General features: G+C 69.6%; 16 protein-coding genes. 6 read left to right on the forward strand and 10 right to left on the reverse strand.

Going from position 1 to position 16,188, the window contains the following annotated elements; genetic code table 11:
* The first annotated feature begins 114 nt into the window (after positions 1-114).
* The gene (locus ACZZZB_RS15975) at positions 115-1,155 is read left to right on the forward strand and encodes a LacI family DNA-binding transcriptional regulator (protein ID WP_064294696.1); all 1,041 of its coding nucleotides are present in this window, start codon (positions 115-117) and stop codon (positions 1,153-1,155) included.
* A gap of 37 nt (positions 1,156-1,192) precedes the next feature.
* Positions 1,193-2,110, forward strand: a complete 918-nt coding sequence (locus ACZZZB_RS15980) for a carbohydrate kinase family protein (RefSeq protein ID WP_463530218.1) — start codon at positions 1,193-1,195, stop codon at positions 2,108-2,110.
* Between the two features lie 19 nt (positions 2,111-2,129).
* Here ACZZZB_RS15980 and ACZZZB_RS15985 read toward each other — a convergent pair whose 3' ends face one another.
* Positions 2,130-2,762, reverse strand: a complete 633-nt coding sequence (locus tag ACZZZB_RS15985; protein WP_463530219.1) for a MerR family transcriptional regulator — start codon at positions 2,760-2,762, stop codon at positions 2,130-2,132.
* A 69-nt stretch (positions 2,763-2,831) separates the two neighbouring features.
* On the opposite strand from ACZZZB_RS15985, the gene ACZZZB_RS15990 reads away from it, so the two are divergent.
* On the forward strand, positions 2,832-3,323 hold the full coding sequence (locus ACZZZB_RS15990; protein ID WP_079706937.1) for a DUF4188 domain-containing protein: 492 nt from the start codon (positions 2,832-2,834) through the stop codon (positions 3,321-3,323).
* 3 nt (positions 3,324-3,326) lie between these two features.
* Here ACZZZB_RS15990 and ACZZZB_RS15995 read toward each other — a convergent pair whose 3' ends face one another.
* Together ACZZZB_RS15995 and ACZZZB_RS16000 are read right to left on the reverse strand one after the other, a co-directional pair.
* Positions 3,327-3,950: a hypothetical protein gene (locus tag ACZZZB_RS15995; RefSeq protein WP_463530220.1), complete on the reverse strand. Its 624-nt coding sequence runs from the start codon at positions 3,948-3,950 to the stop codon at positions 3,327-3,329.
* A gap of 46 nt (positions 3,951-3,996) precedes the next feature.
* Positions 3,997-5,265 (reverse strand): ammonium transporter, encoded by a 1,269-nt coding sequence (locus ACZZZB_RS16000; protein WP_079706939.1) that lies wholly within the window; start codon positions 5,263-5,265, stop codon positions 3,997-3,999.
* 178 nt (positions 5,266-5,443) lie between these two features.
* Between ACZZZB_RS16000 and ACZZZB_RS16005 the strand changes: the two genes are divergently transcribed.
* Positions 5,444-5,755: a GNAT family N-acetyltransferase gene (locus ACZZZB_RS16005; protein WP_192018426.1), complete on the forward strand. Its 312-nt coding sequence runs from the start codon at positions 5,444-5,446 to the stop codon at positions 5,753-5,755.
* A 7-nt stretch (positions 5,756-5,762) separates the two neighbouring features.
* Here the strand turns inward: ACZZZB_RS16005 and ACZZZB_RS16010 are convergent, their stop codons facing one another.
* Positions 5,763-7,106: a BNR-4 repeat-containing protein gene (locus tag ACZZZB_RS16010; RefSeq protein ID WP_463530221.1), complete on the reverse strand. Its 1,344-nt coding sequence runs from the start codon at positions 7,104-7,106 to the stop codon at positions 5,763-5,765.
* A 651-nt stretch (positions 7,107-7,757) separates the two neighbouring features.
* Positions 7,758-9,029 (reverse strand): HNH endonuclease signature motif containing protein, encoded by a 1,272-nt coding sequence (locus tag ACZZZB_RS16015; protein WP_463530222.1) that lies wholly within the window; start codon positions 9,027-9,029, stop codon positions 7,758-7,760.
* A gap of 617 nt (positions 9,030-9,646) precedes the next feature.
* Between ACZZZB_RS16015 and ACZZZB_RS16020 the strand changes: the two genes are divergently transcribed.
* Positions 9,647-10,237 carry a DUF805 domain-containing protein gene (locus ACZZZB_RS16020; RefSeq protein WP_137243498.1) on the forward strand — a complete coding sequence of 197 codons (591 nt, stop codon included), beginning with the start codon at positions 9,647-9,649 and terminating at the stop codon, positions 10,235-10,237.
* Positions 10,238-10,324: 87 nt separating this feature from the next.
* Here the strand turns inward: ACZZZB_RS16020 and ACZZZB_RS16025 are convergent, their stop codons facing one another.
* A complete protein-coding gene (locus ACZZZB_RS16025) occupies positions 10,325-10,783 on the reverse strand; it encodes a VOC family protein (protein ID WP_463530223.1) in 459 nt (152 codons plus the stop codon).
* A 98-nt stretch (positions 10,784-10,881) separates the two neighbouring features.
* On the opposite strand from ACZZZB_RS16025, the gene ACZZZB_RS16030 reads away from it, so the two are divergent.
* Complete coding sequence (locus tag ACZZZB_RS16030; RefSeq protein ID WP_202938205.1) at positions 10,882-11,889, forward strand: helix-turn-helix transcriptional regulator; 1,008 nt, start codon at positions 10,882-10,884, stop codon at positions 11,887-11,889.
* Here ACZZZB_RS16030 and ACZZZB_RS16035 read toward each other — a convergent pair.
* The 4 genes from ACZZZB_RS16035 to ACZZZB_RS16050 form a co-directional block, all read right to left on the reverse strand.
* On the reverse strand, positions 11,843-12,430 hold the full coding sequence (locus ACZZZB_RS16035; RefSeq protein ID WP_463530224.1) for a DUF1349 domain-containing protein: 588 nt from the start codon (positions 12,428-12,430) through the stop codon (positions 11,843-11,845). The genes ACZZZB_RS16030 and ACZZZB_RS16035 overlap by 47 nt on opposite strands.
* Positions 12,431-12,486: 56 nt before the next feature.
* Positions 12,487-12,969: a hypothetical protein gene (locus ACZZZB_RS16040; protein WP_463530225.1), complete on the reverse strand. Its 483-nt coding sequence runs from the start codon at positions 12,967-12,969 to the stop codon at positions 12,487-12,489.
* A gap of 111 nt (positions 12,970-13,080) precedes the next feature.
* Complete coding sequence (locus ACZZZB_RS16045) at positions 13,081-14,658, reverse strand: glycoside hydrolase family 32 protein (RefSeq protein WP_463530226.1); 1,578 nt, start codon at positions 14,656-14,658, stop codon at positions 13,081-13,083.
* 82 nt (positions 14,659-14,740) lie between these two features.
* Complete coding sequence (locus tag ACZZZB_RS16050; RefSeq protein ID WP_463530227.1) at positions 14,741-16,183, reverse strand: glycoside hydrolase family 32 protein; 1,443 nt, start codon at positions 16,181-16,183, stop codon at positions 14,741-14,743.
* Positions 16,184-16,188 lie beyond the last annotated feature (5 nt).

Below are 16,188 nucleotides of genomic sequence, written 5' to 3' on the forward strand. Positions count from 1 at the left end.
AGGGCGCGGACGATGAGCCGTGAATGAAGGTGCTGAACGGATTCAGCAAACGAAACATAACACAGCTCCGCGCGATATGCTGAACTGATTCAGCAAACCGCACGAGGGAGTGTCATGTCCACGCAACGCCGCCGCACGACCCTCGCGGACGTCGCGGAGCGCGCGGGCATGTCCAAGGCCGCGGTGAGCATGATCATGAACGACCGCCCCGGTTCCCGGCTGTCCGCGGACGCCGTCGAGCGGGTACGCGCCGCCGCGGCGGAGCTCGACTACCGCCCGAACCCCGCGGCCCAGGTGCTGCGCCGCGGGAAGACCAGGACGATCGGGTTCATCTCCGACGAGGTCACGCTCACCCGGCACGCCTCGGGGCTCATCGGCGGCGCGCTCGAGGTGTCGAAGGCCCACGACCACACGATGCTCATCGCGGAGACCGAGGGGATCGAGGGCGGTCTCGCCCGCGCCTTCGAGACGATGATCGACCACCGGGTCGACGGCATCCTCATCGGCCTCCTCGGCGCCCGCCTCATCGACCTCCCCGCCACCTCGACCGGTGTCCCCGTCGTGGTGCTCAACGGAGCGTCCTCCTCGGGACACGCGAACGTCCTGCCCGACGAACGAGCTGCCGGGTACGCGGTCGCGAAGCGGCTCGTCGACGCGGGTCACCGACGGATCGGCGTGGTCGGCGACCTGCCCCAGGACGTCATCAACGATCCGCGACAGACGGCGACGGTGGCACTCCGCTTCGCGGGCATCGCCGCAGCGTTCGCGGAGGCCGGGATCGAACCTGCTCGGGTCGACATCGTCGAGTGGCAGCCGGAACCGGGCTACGAGGCGACGGCCACGCTCCTCGAGCGCCACCCGGACGTCACGGCGATCCTCGCCGCGAACGACGGCGTCGCCTTCGGTGCCTACCAGGTGCTGCTCGAACAGGGTCGTCGGATCCCGCAGGACGTCTCCGTCGTCTCCTTCGACGACGAGATCCTCGCCGGCTACCTGCGCCCGGGCCTCACCACCGCGCGGCTGCCCTACCAGGAGATCGGCGCGCTCGGAGCCTCGATGCTCCTCGGCCAGCACGCCCTCGGGCACGAGCTGGTCACGATGCCCATCATCGAGCGGGACTCGCTCATCGCCGCGGTGTCGACCGACGCCGGTTGACGCCACCCGACCCTCGGATCCAGCAGAGAGAGATGCCATGCACGCAGCCCCCACGACCGACGTCCTCATCGCCGGCGAGACCCTCATCGACATCGTCCGGCGGCTCGATGGGACGCAGGCGGAGAGCCCCGGCGGCAGCCCGGCGAACGTCGGGATCACCCTCGGTCGGTTGGGCCGCGCCCCGGCCCTGGTGACCCATGTGGGCGACGACGAGCGCGGCGCGGCGATCCGCTCCTGGCTCGACGCGTCCGCGGTGACCCTCGTGTCGGCTCCGACCGGTCGGACGTCCACAGCTCAGGCGACCCTCGACGCCGAGGGGGCGGCCACCTACGAGTTCGACCTCTCGCTCGATCTGGAGGCCTCGGGTGCGCCGGACGCCGCCGTCGTCCACACCGGCTCGATCGCCTCGGTCCTCGAGCCGAGTGCCGACCGCCTGCGCGAGCTGGTCGAGACGCGTCGTCCCTCGGCGCTCATCACCTACGACCCGAACATCAGGCCATCGCTCATCGACGACGCGGCCCGCGTCCGCCAGGCGGCCCTCGACTGCATCGCGCGCGCCCACGTCGTGAAGGCGAGTGACGAGGACGTCGCGTTCCTGCTGCCCGGTGTGGCACCGGTCGACGCCGCTCGAGAATGGGTCGCGGCCGGGCCCGGACTCGTGGTCGTGACGATGGGTGGTGACGGGGCGGTCGCGGTCAGAGACGGTTCCGTGCTCGAGATCGAGACGCCGCGGGTGCAGGTGGCCGACACCGTCGGTGCCGGCGACACGTTCATGGGTGCGCTGATCGACGGACTGCTGACCGCCGGTATTGCTGGGCCCGGGGCCGAGGAGCGACTTCGTGGGGTGTCCGACGACGTGCTGCAGCAGCTGCTCGACCGCGCCGCGCGAGCTGCGAGCATCACGGTGTCGCGGCCGGGAGCGAACCCGCCCACCTCGGCGGAACTCGACGCCTGAGGGGTGCGACGTCTGAGCGTCAGGACGACTCGGACGGCGGGAGTTCCGTCCCGGCGAAGCGCTCCGACGACACCACCTGCTGGGCTGCCCGACGGAGGGCGAGGATGAGCGGTTCGGTGAGCACGGTGCCGAGCACGATGTACTGCACCGCGAGCTCGGGTGAATCCGCCGGGATGCCGTCGATCTCGGCTTCGGCGATGCTGCGCGCTGCGTCGACATAGCGGTCGAGGACTGCGGGTGGCACGGTGAAGCCGGCTCGTTCCAGGGTGTCCAGGGCTCCGGCCAGGCCGGCGAGGAGTCCGGGATCGCACTGCGCCTCGATGCCGCCGAGTCGTTCGTAGAGCTCGAGTGCGCGGGTCGTGTCGACCGGACCGCTCGGGCGCGGGGTGACGGCGGTGTGGGCGACGCCGAGGAGGTCGTAGGGGCCCGCCGGCGGTGAGTCGAGCGCGGCGACGACGTTGCGGGTCTCCGCGATGCTCACGCCGGCGGTGAGCAGCGCGCGGATCACGCGGAGCCGGGACACGTGGGCGACGCCGTAGCTCGCCTGGGTCGCCGAGGTGCGCTCGCCCTCCGGAAGGAGTTGCTCGCGCAGGTAGTACTTGATGGTGGCCACCGGCACCTCGGACACCGCCGCGAGTTCCGAGATCCTCATGCTGTCCTCCTCGTCTGGATAGTGCTACTATCCAACTTGGATAGCGTCACTATCGAACAGGAGCAGTCTATGTCACGCGTCGTCGTCGGCCGAATCACCCATCGTCACGAAGGGGAGCTCGTCGTGTTCCACATCGGGATGACCATCAACCAGTGGTGGCGGGTGGACAAATGGCTCCCGATCTTCGGTGACATGCCGCGCATGCTGCAGGAGCTCATGTCCGACCCGGAGTCCGGGCTCCTCGGTTCGCACATCCTGCTCGGTTCCAGCGGCCCGTACCTCGTGCAGTACTGGTCGTCGATCGACAAGCTCTACGCCTACGCGTCGGCACCGGCCTCCGCCCATCGGCCTGCCTGGTCGCGGTTCAACAAGCGCGCCCGGTCTGCTCCGAAGGCCGTCGGCGTCTGGCACGAGACGTTCCTCGTCGACCGCGCCGAGAGCATCTACGTGTCGACGCCGTCCATGGGGCTCCCCGCGGCGACCGAGGCGGTGCCGGTCGGGTCGCGGCAGCAGCACGCGCGACAGCGGTTCGCCGACGGCCGGACCGCCGGTCAGCGCTAGCGGTCAGCGGTAGCGCGGCGGAACGGCGAACGGCGCGGAGACGAGGGCGGCACCCTGTGGGACCTCGCCGTCGCCGCGCCGGATCGGACCGCGCAGGGCGAGGGTGATCCGCAGGCCGTCTGCGGGATCGTGCGCGGTCTCCGGCTGCTCGAAGTTCAGCGTCGGCGGGTCCTCCGAGGTGCTGTAGCTCAGCAGGATCATCGAGCTCGACCCCGAGGCCCGCAGCCGCGGCCTCGAGAGGCGCACGGAGGATTCGCGCACGGTCAGGACCTCGTCGCGGTGCAGGATGCGTCCGGGGCCGTTCAGCTCGTTCCCACCCGCGCGGACCGCGACCTGTGGGCCGGCGAAGCCGACGATCGCGTGGTTCATGTCGTCGGGGGCGGCGATGAGCCCGGCGGCGTCACGGAGCTCGACGACCTGCAGTCGCCAGCGGATGCGGCGGTCGACGTCGGTGCTCGTCCAGACGTCTCGCAGGCTGCCCCGGCCGCGGTCGAGTGGTTGCCGCACGAGGTCGGCGAACCGGACGAGCCGGGGCGGGCCCGGGTCGGCCGGTGGTCGTGACGCGACGTCGACGAGGACGAGATGAGCGGGGGTGGCAGCCGGTTCGGGTCCAGCTGCTCCGCGCATCTCGTCCTCGTCGGGTCGGGTCGGGCAGGTCGTTCAGGCCGGTGGATCAGGCCTTGGTGTCGACCAGGACGTATCCCTCTTCACCGTGGACCACGGTGTCGATGCCGGCGATCTCGTCCTCGTTCTTCACGCGGAAGCCGATCGTCTTCTCGATCGCGAAGCCGATGATGAAGGCGAGCACGAAGGAGTAGATGAGGACGGCGAACGCGGCGATCGCCTGGACGAGCAGCTGCGAAGCGTCACCACCCATGAAGAGGCCGGTGCCGTTGGCGAAGAAGCCGAGGTACAGGGTGCCGATGAGGCCGCCGACGAGGTGGATGCCCACGACGTCGAGCGAGTCGTCGAAGCCGAGCTTGAACTTCAGCTCGATGGCGAGGGCGCACACGACACCGGCGACGAGGCCGAGGACGATGGCCCAGATCGGGTGCAGCGAACCGCACGCCGGGGTGATCGCGACGAGACCGGCGACGGCACCCGACGCGGCACCGACGGAGGTCGGCTTGCCGTCCTTGATCTTCTCGACGACGAGCCAGGCGAGCAGGGCTGCTGCCGGGGCCGCGATGGTGTTGACGAACACGAGTGCCGCGGTGCCGTCGGCCGCCAGTTCCGAACCGGCGTTGAAGCCGAACCAGCCGAACCAGAGCAGACCGGCGCCGAGGAGGACGAACGGCGGGTTGTGGGGGACGTGGACGCCCTTCTTGAATCCGACGCGGCGGCCGAGGACGAGCGCGAGGGCGAGGGCTGCAGCACCGGCGTTGATGTGGACCGCGGTGCCACCGGCGAAGTCGATGACGCCGACGCCGAAGACGTCCTGCAGGCCGTGCGTGATCCAACCGCCGTAGGCGAAGCTGCCGTCGTCGGCGAGGCCGAAGTTGAACACCCAGCTCGCGACCGGGAAGTAGACGACGGTCGCCCATATGCCGGCGAAGATCATCCAGGAGCCGAACTTCGCGCGGTCGGCGATGGCGCCGGAGACGAGGGCGACGGTGATGATCGCGAAGGTGGCCTGGAAGGCGACGAAGGCGAGTGGCGGGTAGGCCGCTCCCTCAGGCGTCTCGAGGGCGGCGGTCAGGCCGATGTTCCCGGTGTCGATCGCCCAGGGGGCGACGGTGCCTTCGGAGCCGGGGAACGCGATCGCGTACCCGTAGAGCACCCAGAGGACGCCGATGAGGCCGAGTGCGCCGAAGCTCATCATCATCATGCTGATGACGCTCTTCGCCTTGACCAGGCCGCCGTAGAAGAACGCGAGCCCTGGTGTCATGAGCAGCACGAGTGCCGCTGATATCAGGATGAACGCTGTGTTTCCTTGATCCATTCGAGGTGCCTCTCCGCAGGGACGCGGCTGGAGCGCGTCGGGTGCGCCCAGCGTGACACCGGCGTGTTTCCGATGGCCTGTGCGCGTGTTTCCGGCACGTTGCGGAATCGGCCGCTGCGTAAACAGCACATGACGGATCGCTCGACGTACAGTGGGGGACGAACGGAAGGGAGCCCCGATGTCGACATCGAGCACACCCGAGGACGGCCCGCAGGTCGTCCGCAACGACGAGCGTCACGAGTACGAGATCCTCGTGGGGGAGCGCGTCGCCGGGATCGCCGGGTACCAGGAGGAACCTGGTCGCATCCTCTTCACCCACACCGAGATCGATCCGGACTTCGGTGGGCAGGGGCTCGGCAGCGTCCTCGCCGCCGCGGCGCTCGACGATGCGGTCGAGCGAGGACTGACGATCGTGCCGTACTGCCCCTTCATCCAGGCCTACCTCCGCAAGCACCCGGACTTCAGCGGCGAGGTGTCCTGGCCCGAGTGACGGATCGTCACTCGCTGCGTGGCATCCGGAGGAGGACGACCTCGCAGCGGTAGTCCTGCGAGCTCGCCATGTCCCCGCGGAACCACAGGAGCGAGACGGTCGAGTGATCGCCGGGCGCGACGATCGGCCGCAGGTTGTCGATGTCCGAGCGTTCCGTGACCGGCGTCCAGGCCCAGGTCGCCCCGTCGTCGTCGGTGCGTCCGTGGAAGATCTCGTGGTGGGCGAGCGGTTCGTCATTCCGTGGATCGATCGGCGTCGAGACGTAGAGCGAGTCGAGGTCGTCCGGGTCGATCGCCACGAGTCCGGTGTAGTCCTGCTCGTGCGGGAGGAGGCCGGGGCCGGCGAGGGCGAGTGGGTGTACCTGCCAGGAGCCGCCGGGCGTCAGGCGGGCGAACAGGAACCGGTGGTCCAGGACGGGCCGGAGTCGTTCGGCCGCCTCGTCCGGGTGCGCTGGTCCGTCGTGGGCGCGGGCGGAGACGACGGCGGCCACGGTGCCGTCGGGGGCTCGTCGCACGTCGACGGTCCAGCAGTGGGAGAGCAGGTCGCCGGCCCAGCTACCGCCGTCGGGCATTCGTGATCCGGCGGCGACGAGGGTGGTGAGCTCGACCTGCGATGGTGCGTCGCCACGCAACGGACGCGGGTCGACGACGGCACCGTCGGTTCGGTGGAGCCCGCCGGTGTCGAGGAAGCCGTGGTAGATGCTGTTGTCGTAGTCGCGCGGGTGGTGGTCGGTGGTGATGAGGTCGATCCGCCCGGGGGAGGAGACGTAGCGCGTGTAGCCGTTGACGTAGCCGACCTTCGGCCGGGTGAACAGCTTGCCGGCGTAGTTCCAGGTGTCGCCGTCGTCGTCCGACACCAGCGCGCACTGGTCGTCGTTGACGGCGCGGGCGAAGCAGTACAGGCGGCCGTCGAGTTCGTGGAGGTTCGAGTAGGTCACGCCGAGTCCGCCCGTGTAGGCGCTCCAGTCGAACGTGTGCTCGGGCCCCCAGTGGCGTGGGTCGTGTGGTTCGCTGATGCGCCAGCGGGTGAGGTCGTCGGTCTTGTGACGGGTGTACATCCCGAGCCAGCGCCCGTCGCGCCGCCGCCAGAGGGCCGGGACGTCGTGGTCGTCGGACTCCAGGCGTTCGTGCAGGACGACGATGTCGGCGGTGCCGGTGCTGAGGTCGACGACGGTGACCTCGACGTTGCCGCCGCGCTGCTCGCCGTCGACGCCGCCCGTTGACGCGATCGACCCCACGACGAGGAGGTTCGACGTTGGATCGACGAGTGCGCGCTCGTCCTGGAACCAGCACCAGGCGGCGTTGTCGTTGACGACGATCGGCGTGGTGGAGGTGTCGTTTCGGCGCAGCATCGCGACCTTCCGGGTGGGGTTCCGGACGAGGTTACCGGTGCGGGCGGCGCTCGGCAAGCGCTTTCCCGGACGTGGTGGGACTCGGAGTGCGCTCTGGCCGGCATAGCGACCGGGAGCATCTCGGGTGGGCGTCCTCCGCTCACCAAGGTGACACGACCCAGCTGCCCTTCGACAGGCTCAGGGACCGAATCGTTCCCGGTGAGTGTCTCCGGCTCACCGAGGTGTCACGACCCAGCTGCCCTTCGACAGGCTCAGGGACCCAGGCGTTCCCGGTGGACCTTCTCCGGTCACTGAGCCTGTCGAAGTGCCCACGAGGACGCCTCATCGTTCCGGGCGCACTTCTCCCGGTCAATGAGCCTGTCGAAGTGCCCACGAGGACGCCTCATCGTTCCGGGCGCACCTTCCCCGGTCACTGAGCCTGTCGAAGTGCCCACGGGGTGCCCTCGTCGTTCCGGGCACACCTTTCCCGGTCACTGAGCTTGTCGAAGTGCCCACGAGGACGCCTCATCGTTCCGGGCACACCCATCCCGGTCACTGAGCTCGTCGAACTGCCCACGAGGACTCCTCATCGTTCCGGGCACACCTCTTCCGCTCACTGAGCTTGTCGAAGTGCCCACGAGGAACCCTTCGATCTGCGTACGCCGAGGCAAGTCAGAACGGTGCGGGATCCGGTTCCGTCCGATACTGCTTCCCATCGGGTGTTGTCCAGTCGAGGACCCCGCCAGGCCGATGGTCGAGGTTCCACCCGGGGAGGTGCTTCATCCGGTGGTGATGTCGGCAGAGACAGGCGAGGTTGCCGACATCTGTTGTGCCGCCGTCCTCCCACGCGACCGAATGGTCGAGGTCGCAGGCTCTGGCTCGTCTGCCGCAGCCTGGCGCCAGACAGGTGCCGTCCCGGAGGCGGACTGCGCGTTGGAGGTCAGCGGGAACCCGGTACTGATTCCGCCCAACCGACAAGACCACGCCGGTTTCCGGCTGGACCAGGATCCGGGTGAAGCTCGGTGCGTTGACCGCGATACGTGCTGCGGTCTCCGGGTCGATCGGGCCGTACCCGTCGAGGGTGGCCGGGGCGTCGCTGACGCCGGCCATGGTGAGCGCCGGCACCGTGATCTGCACCGTCGGCTTGATGTGCTCCTGCACCTCGATCGGGTGCGGGAGCACCGGGCTCGACATGACGTCTTCCGGGGTCGCGCCGGTGAGCGCGAGCGCCGCGAGGGCGTCCGCCTGCAGCTGAGCACAGGTGCGAGTGTCGCCGGTTGCGCGTGACTCCGCTGCCGCCGCTTCGACGCGCTCGATGATGCCCTGCGCGATCGGTGCCGTGGTGAAGAGGTGCACCCATGCCATGCCGTCCGCTGCGGGTTCGAACTCGACCCGGCGGTCCGCCTCGGAGCGGACCGCTCGGGCGGTGATGGACTCGGGGTGGAGGCGCTCGCGCAGGACGCGAGCGCGTTGCCGGAGGTACGAGACGGTCGCACCTTCGGCGACCGACAGCACCTGCTCGAGGAACACCGCCCGCCCAGCAGCAGGGACGTCGCAGAGCTGGTCGGTGATCACCTGCGCATGCCGCGCCGAGATGCGGCCGGCCTCCAGTGACGCGAGTACGGTTGGTGCGTCGTTCACGAGGCGCTCGGCGTCGTTGGTCGCCCGTTGGATCGTCCGCTCCGGTATTCGGGTCGCCATCGCGAGAGCCGCGCAGGTCGACCGGCGAGAGAGCGCCCGGCGCTCGGCCGGCGGGAAGATGGCCGGGACGGAAGCGTCTGCGAACGCGTCGGCGTAAGCGGCGGAGCGGGCGAGGAGGCGCGCCTTGCGTGCGTCGAGGACGGCCTGCTGCCGGTGGATCTCAGTCCACTCGTCCGAGAACTCCGCCAGCTGCGCGGCGTATTCTTCGCCGACGCGGGTCGCGGTGAGGGTGGTCTCGGTCATGGAACCAGTCCATCATGGACCACTGACATTCCAGATGGTGAGTTGTGCCGGTTGTGCACGTTGCTCGTGTGCCCTTCGACAGGCTCAGGGAGCGGTGGAGGATCACCGGATTCGGGCGGTTGCTCGTGTGCCCTTCGACAGGCTCAGGGAGCGGTGGAGGATCACCGGATTCGGGAGGTTGCTCGTGTGCCCTTCGACAGGCTCAGGGAGCGGTGGAGGATCACCGGATTCGGGAGGTTGCTCGTGTGCCCTTCGACAGGCTCAGGGAGCGGTGGAGGATCACCGGATTCGGGAGGTTGCTCGTGTGCCCTTCGACAGGCTCAGGGGGCGGTGGAGGATCACCGGATTCGGGCGGTCGCTCGTGTGCCCTTCGACAGGCTCAGGGGGCGGTGGAGGATCACCGGATTCGGGAGGTTGCTCGTGTGCCCTTCGACAGGCTCAGGGAGCGGAGGAAGAGTGCCGGATTCGGGAGGTTGCTCGGGTGCCCTTCGACAGGCTCAGGGACCGGGAACAATGCCGCGGAGCATGCCCGAAGTTGGTCGGTCGCGCAAGTTGTTCTTGGGTGGTCATGTGTTATGCCAGGATCTCAGTACCGTGTACCTCGATCGAAAGACACCATGAGTTCCAACACCACCCCTGAATACCCCGCGACGCCGACGTACGGGCAGCCGTACGCGCCCGCTCCGATCCGCGGCGCCGCCTCCCCGGAGGACCTGACGCTCCCGCTCTACGGCGCGACCTTCCCGCAGGCCATCAAGCGCTACCTCCGCAAGTACGCGACCTTCACCGGCCGGGCCTCGCGGAGCGAGTACTGGTGGGCCACGCTGTTCGTCTTCCTCGTCGCGCTCATCCCGAACATCCTCTTCTTCACGGGCTTCCTGATCGGCGCGACGTCGGCGGCCGCACAGCGCGAGGCCGTCGTGTTCGACAGCAGCCCGGGCGCACGGACGTACTACACCCAGCCCGGCATCCTCGAGATCCCCGAGGCTGCTCCGCTGATCCTGACGGGCTTCGTGCTCCTCTGCCTCATCGGGCTGGCGACCATCGTCCCGAACCTTGCCCTCGCCTGGCGCCGCCTGCACGACGCCAACTTCCCCGGCCCGTTCTACTTCCTCTCGCTCATCCCCTCGATCGGCGGCCTCATCCTGTTCGTCCTCTTCCTCCTGCCCTCGAAGCCCGAGGGTCAGCGGTTCGATACGGTGCGCTGAGTCGCAACCTGAAGACCGGAACGGGCCGGTGCGGACGAGATGTCCGCACCGGCCCGTTCTCCATCTCGCAGGACGTGCGTGGACGCCTCAGCCTGCCGCCGCGACGTCGAGCACCCACGTGACGCCGAACCGGTCCGTCACCATGCCGAAGCCGGGGCTCCAGGCGGACGCGGCGAGCTCCTCGACGATCGAACCTCCGACGACGAGTCGGTTCCAGAACACCTCGACCTCCGGGAGCGTCTCGCCGCGCACCGCGACGAAGCAGGACTGCTCGGTGACCGTCGTCCCGTGCTCGCGGCGGGTCGTTCCGGTGCCGATCAGTGACGCCGCCGGAGCTCCGGGGCTGTCGTACGCCATCACCCGGAAGCCGTCCTCGGATTCGACCTGACCGAAGACGATCAGGTCGGCACCCGGGGCGTCCTTCGGCATCCCGAGGTCGCTGTAGCTCGCGATCGTCGTCCGCCCGCCGAAGACGGACTCGTAGAACTCCAGCGCAGCGCGGGCGTCGCCCTGGAAATTGAGGTGGGTCGTGGTCGTGATGCTCATGCGTGCTCCTCGAGTCGTGCCGGGCTCCTCCCGGTCGAGCACCACTGTCCCAGGCGTCTAGGACAGATAATGTCCTACACTCGGACTACGCTCGCACCATGGCCTCACCGACCTCCCGACTCCTGCAGTTGCTCTCGCTCCTGCAGGCGCGGCGCGACTGGCCGGGTGCCCTGCTCGCCGACCGGCTGGACGTCAGCCACCGCACGATCCGCCGCGACGTCGACCGGCTCCGGGAGATGGGGTATCGCATCGAGGCCACGATGGGGCCGGACGGCGGGTACCACCTCGACGCCGGGAGCGAGCTCCCGCCGCTGCTCTTCGATGACGAGCAGATCGTTGCGCTCGCCATCGCCCTCCAGACCGCCGCCGTCGCGGGATCCGGGTTCGAGGAGCCCGCGCTCCGAGCACTGGCGACCGTGAGCCAGGTCCTGCCGTCGCGGCTGCGGCATCGACTGGACGCCGTCGACGTCACCTCGGTGCCCCGAGCCGGCGACGGACCGACGCCCCAGGTGGCCGTCTCGGTCCTCCTCGCGCTGTCCGCGGCCATCCGCGCGCGGGAGGTGCTCCGGTTCGGGCGATCCGACGACGACCCGGAACCGCCCCGGCGCGTCGAGCCGCACCACCTGGTCACCTCCCAGGGACGCTGGTACCTCGTGGCCTGGGACCTCGATCGCGACGACTGGCGGATCTTCCGCGCCGACCGCATCGCGCCGAGGACGCCGACCGGACCGCGGTTCCGTCCGCGTGAGGTGCCGGGTGGAGACGTGCAGGCGTTCGTGGCGGCGAGGTTCAAGGGTTCAGAGCAGACCGACGCCTGGCCCTGTGTCGGCACCGTCGTGCTCCACCTGCCGTTCGAGGCGGTCCGACCGTTCGTCGGCGACGGCACCGCCGGGCCCCTCGGCCCGGACCGCACGCGCTACACCGCCGGCGCTTGGTCGTGGGTCGCGCTCGCCGCCTCCCTCAACCGCTTCGACACCGACATCGACGTCGTCGAGCCGCCCGAGCTCGCCGCCGCGTTCGCGCAGCTCGCGGAGCGCAACGCCGCGACCGCGCAGACGGTCAGCCGTGGAGCGCGTCGTCCGGCGGTCCGAGACGCACCGCGGTGAACCGGACTGTGAGGCCGGCGCGCGTGGGGGCCGCGCAGAAGAGTCCCGCCTCGACGTCGGCCTCCGGGTCGAGGTGGGCGACGCGGACCAGTCGCCAGTCCTCGTCGTCCACCCGGGCGCGCACGGTGATGGCGTCGCCGTCGCGGCTCGCGCGCACGGTGACCGTTCGTCCGAGCCAGTCGGGGACCGGCGCCACCGACCAGTCCGAGGTGCCGTGCGTGACGACCGCGCCGAGCTGGGCGACCCCGTCGGACACCTCGACCCCGGCCTTGATCCACGTCGACTCGGAGGCGCGGAGGAACACACCGGCCTGATCGAACTGCTCGGAGCCGTCGAGGACGAACGACACCTCGATCGCCGCCCGTCGCTGCATCGGCGCGATCAGCGCGTGCTCCGTGTCGTGGACGAAACCGTAGGAGGTGTGCCGCCAGGCGTCACTGCCCTCGACGGCGGTGACGAGCAGGGAACCGTCCGGCTCCGTCGTCACCGCCGCAGGGGCCGTCGTCCAACGTCCGTGCTCGGCAAGGCTCTGGAGATCCATCCGTCCATCCTGACGTATGGACCAGCATGCGATGGTACGAGAGTGCGTCCGACCCCTCAGGCCGGAGACGTCCGTGCTGTGCCGCCGGTACGGTGTCGCCTCGTCACGATCAGGTACCCCGTCACGATGAGGACGACGTGGACGGCCGAGTTCGAGGCGCCGGAGGTGATCCAGCCCTCGAGCCACTTCGCCGGACCCTGATTCAGGTCCAAGACGGAGAACCGTCCGACGAGGAGGACGACACCGATGGTGATCTGCACGAGCGTTCCCGTGCCGAAGCCGAGTCGCAGGAAGCGTTGCACGTCCGACCCCGTGGTCCCGCGCCGCATCAGGATCCACAACACAGCACCGCTCGCGACAGCGATGCCGAGCACCTGCAGCAGGCCGGCGTTCGGTTCGGTGACGGCCGTCAGGGTGTTGCTGAGGTCGAACACCGCGCCACCGGCGACACCGGAGATCTGGATCGACAGCACGCCGACCAGGGAGACGTAGACCAGGCTCAGCGCGAGCCCGATCGCGTACGACGCGGCGTTCTTCACGGGATCCCCATCTCCTGTTGTCCGGCGATCCCGCCGGAAGAAACGTCAAGCCTACCGAGCGCACCCGTCGGACGCGGTCGGGCACCGTCGCCGCGCCCGACCGCGCTCGCCTCAGATCGCCGTGCCGAACTCGCGGATCGTGATCCCCGAGGCGGTCAGCGGCCCGCCATCGGTGTAGAGCGAGATCCCCGTGTCGCCCTCGGCGAAGTGCACCTGCTGCGAGACGACGGTGTGACCGGCGTTGACGAAGACCTCGACGCTCTGCGTGTCGACGAAGACCCGCAGGTGGACCGAGCGTGCAGCGGCGTCGATCGGTGCTGCGGCTCGCGTGTACGGCTGCAGTGAGAAGCCGGCCAGGTCGGACGGTGCGCGGTCGACGTAGAGCTCGGCCCCGGCCTTCCCGATGTTGGTGTGTCGGGAGCCGTCCGCCGAGCGCCCGACGGAGAGACCGACGTTGGTCGCGGTGTCCCAGGTGAGGTCGAGCTCGATCTCGTACGCCCGGCCGCTCCAGGGCAGGACGGCGCTCCCGGTGACGGTCTGGTCCGGGAGGGACACGGTTGAGGTCGCATACCCGGCCAGGGCGTCCACGGGTGAGCTGAGCAGGCTGTACCGACCACCGGACTGGGCCTCGAGTCGCAACTCCCGGACGACGGAGTTCTGGCCGTTGTAGCCGTCCGAGGCGTCGGTGGGGACGTCGCGGGCCGCGTACTTCCAGTTGTTCATCCACGCGATCGCGAGCCGGCGGTCGTCGGGCGACTCCGCCTTCGGCCAGGTGACGGCGGCATACCAGTCCCAGCCCCAGTCCAACCACTGCGGGGTGAGGTCGTCGGCCGTGAACCGCGTCCCGTCCCAGGTGCCCGTCCAGTAGGCGTAGGTCATCGGCAGGCCGATCGAGTAGGCGTCCATGCTGGCGCCCAAGACCCAGTGCCAGCTGCCGTCACCCGCTCGCATCTGGAACAGGTCCGGGCACTCGATGCCGCCGAGGTCGTGGTTCGGGAAGTCGAAGTTGTGCTGCAGCTGCCACGTCGTGAGGTCGGGCGAGGTGTAGAAGGCCGCATAGCGCGCTCGGCCGATGACGCACACCCATTCGTTCCTGGCCGCGTCCCAGTGGACCTTCGGGTCCCGGAACCACTCGGCGTTCTCGATCTCCGCCGTGGTCTGGGCCGCACGTCCGTCGGTGTTCACGATCACCGGGTCGGGGAGCATCGTGAACGTGAAGCCGCCGTCCGTCGACCAGTAGAGGTACTGCTCCTGGAACTTCCGGACGCCGTCCGTGGGCTGCGTCGCGAGGGCGATGACCGCGCCCGCCCCGAAACCGGCGGTGTTCGCGGTGTCGACGACGGCGGATCCCGACCACACCGGGAAGTCCGGCTGCAGCGGCATGACGGTCCCGTGGTGGGTGAAGGCGACGCCGTCGGTCGTCGTCGCGTGATCCCAACCGCCCGGGCCGTTGTTCTGGCCGGAGTGCAGGTAGTACAGCTGGTACGCGCCGTTCGTGAACACCGGTCGTTGCGGGTCGCAGAGCCACCCCGACGGCGGCGTCATGTGGAACACCGATCTGAGGGAGGCCTGCGCCTGTGCGGTGGTCTGCGCCTGTGCGGCGAGGGGTGTGCCGGCACTCGCGAACAGGGCGAGCGCCCCGAGGCCGGCGCCCTGGAGGACGGTCCGGCGGGAGAGGTCGTGCGTCATTGCGGTTCCTTTCGTCGGTGCCACGGGCGCGCCGAAGGCACCCGTGGCGGGGATGGTGCTGGATCGTGCGGTGGAGGACTGCTCAGGCGGGCGCGTGCGCCTGGTCGGTGGCTGGCACCCGGTCGAGGACGGTGACGGCCACCGAGACGGGACTGGCGCGTTCGCTCGCGACGGTCAGCGTCGGTCGTCCGCTCCCCAGGAGGACGAGGTCGGAGACGGTGGCGAGACCGCCGTCGACGAACAGCTCGAGCAGCGGGCCGTCGAGGCTGAGGAGGAGCCGCGCCGGACGGTCACCGGCGAGCGGGACGATGCTCGTCGAGGCGAAGTCGGGGTGCACCGTGTCCATGGCACCGCCCGACCGGGCGACGGAGAGTGACGCCGCCGCCGGGTCGTGGACGATGAGGACCGCTCCGCCGGTGTCGGCCGTCAGTCGGAGCCGCAGCTCACCCGTGATCGACGGATCCCAGCGCAACTCGACTACGCCGTCGCCATCGAGCGCCAGGTCGACGGCGTCCGAGGACAGGGCGACGGTCGTCGGTTCGATCGCGGCCAGTCGTTCCCGGACGAAGGCCGGCGGCTCCTGCACGAGTCGCGGCTGGCCGTCGACCGTGGTCAAGGACAGGCGTCTGGGGAGCGACATCGCGCCCCGCCACGGCGAGGCGGGCAGGTCGGCCGCGTAGCGCCAATTGCTCATCCAGCCGAGGATCACCGCTTCGCCGTCCGGAGCGCCGTCGAACCCGACCGCCGCGTAGAAGTCCCGACCGTGGTCGAGCCGCTGCAGCTCTGCCCGCTCAGGCGTGAACGCCGTGCCGTCGAAGTCGCCGACGAGATAGCTCATCGACGATCCGTCCGGGTCCTGCGCGTCGCCGATCGGGTTGGTGCTGAGGAGCAGGACCCACCGGAGCTCGTCCGGGCGGCCGTCGACCGCGAGCGGGATGAGGTCGGGGCACTCCCACACGACGCCGGTGGGACCGAACGGACCGACGGTGCTGACGTGCTCCCAGGTTCGGAGGTCGGTGGAGGAGTACACGAGGACCTGACGCTCCACGGCTTCCACCGTCAGCATGATCCAACGGAAGCCCGCGGCGTCCTCGTACCGGATGATCTTCGGGTCGCGGAACGCGTGCGAGCCGCGGTCGAGGATCGGGTTGTCCGGGTCGCGCTGCCAGGTGAGCCCGTCGTCATCACTGGTCGCCCGGGACTGCGCCTGCCGACCGTCGGTGGACACGCTCGTGTAGTACGCCGTGAGGCGTCCGTCGGGACCCGCGGCGACCACGGATCCCGAATACACCTGCTCCTCGGCGCTGTACCGCAGGGCGACCGGATGCTCGTCCCAGTGCTGCAGGTCGACGCTCGAGGCGTGACCCCAGCTCATGTTGCCCCAGTCGCCACCCTCCGGGTTGTACTGGAAGAACGCGTGCCACCTCCCGCGGTGGAAGACCAAGCCGTTCGGGTCGTTCATCCAGTTCCGCTCGGGCGTCAGGTGGAAGCCGGGCCGTGGAAGGGCGTGCTGTTCGTCGTGCACGGTCG

The organism is Plantibacter sp. AC185, from assembly GCF_979258065.1.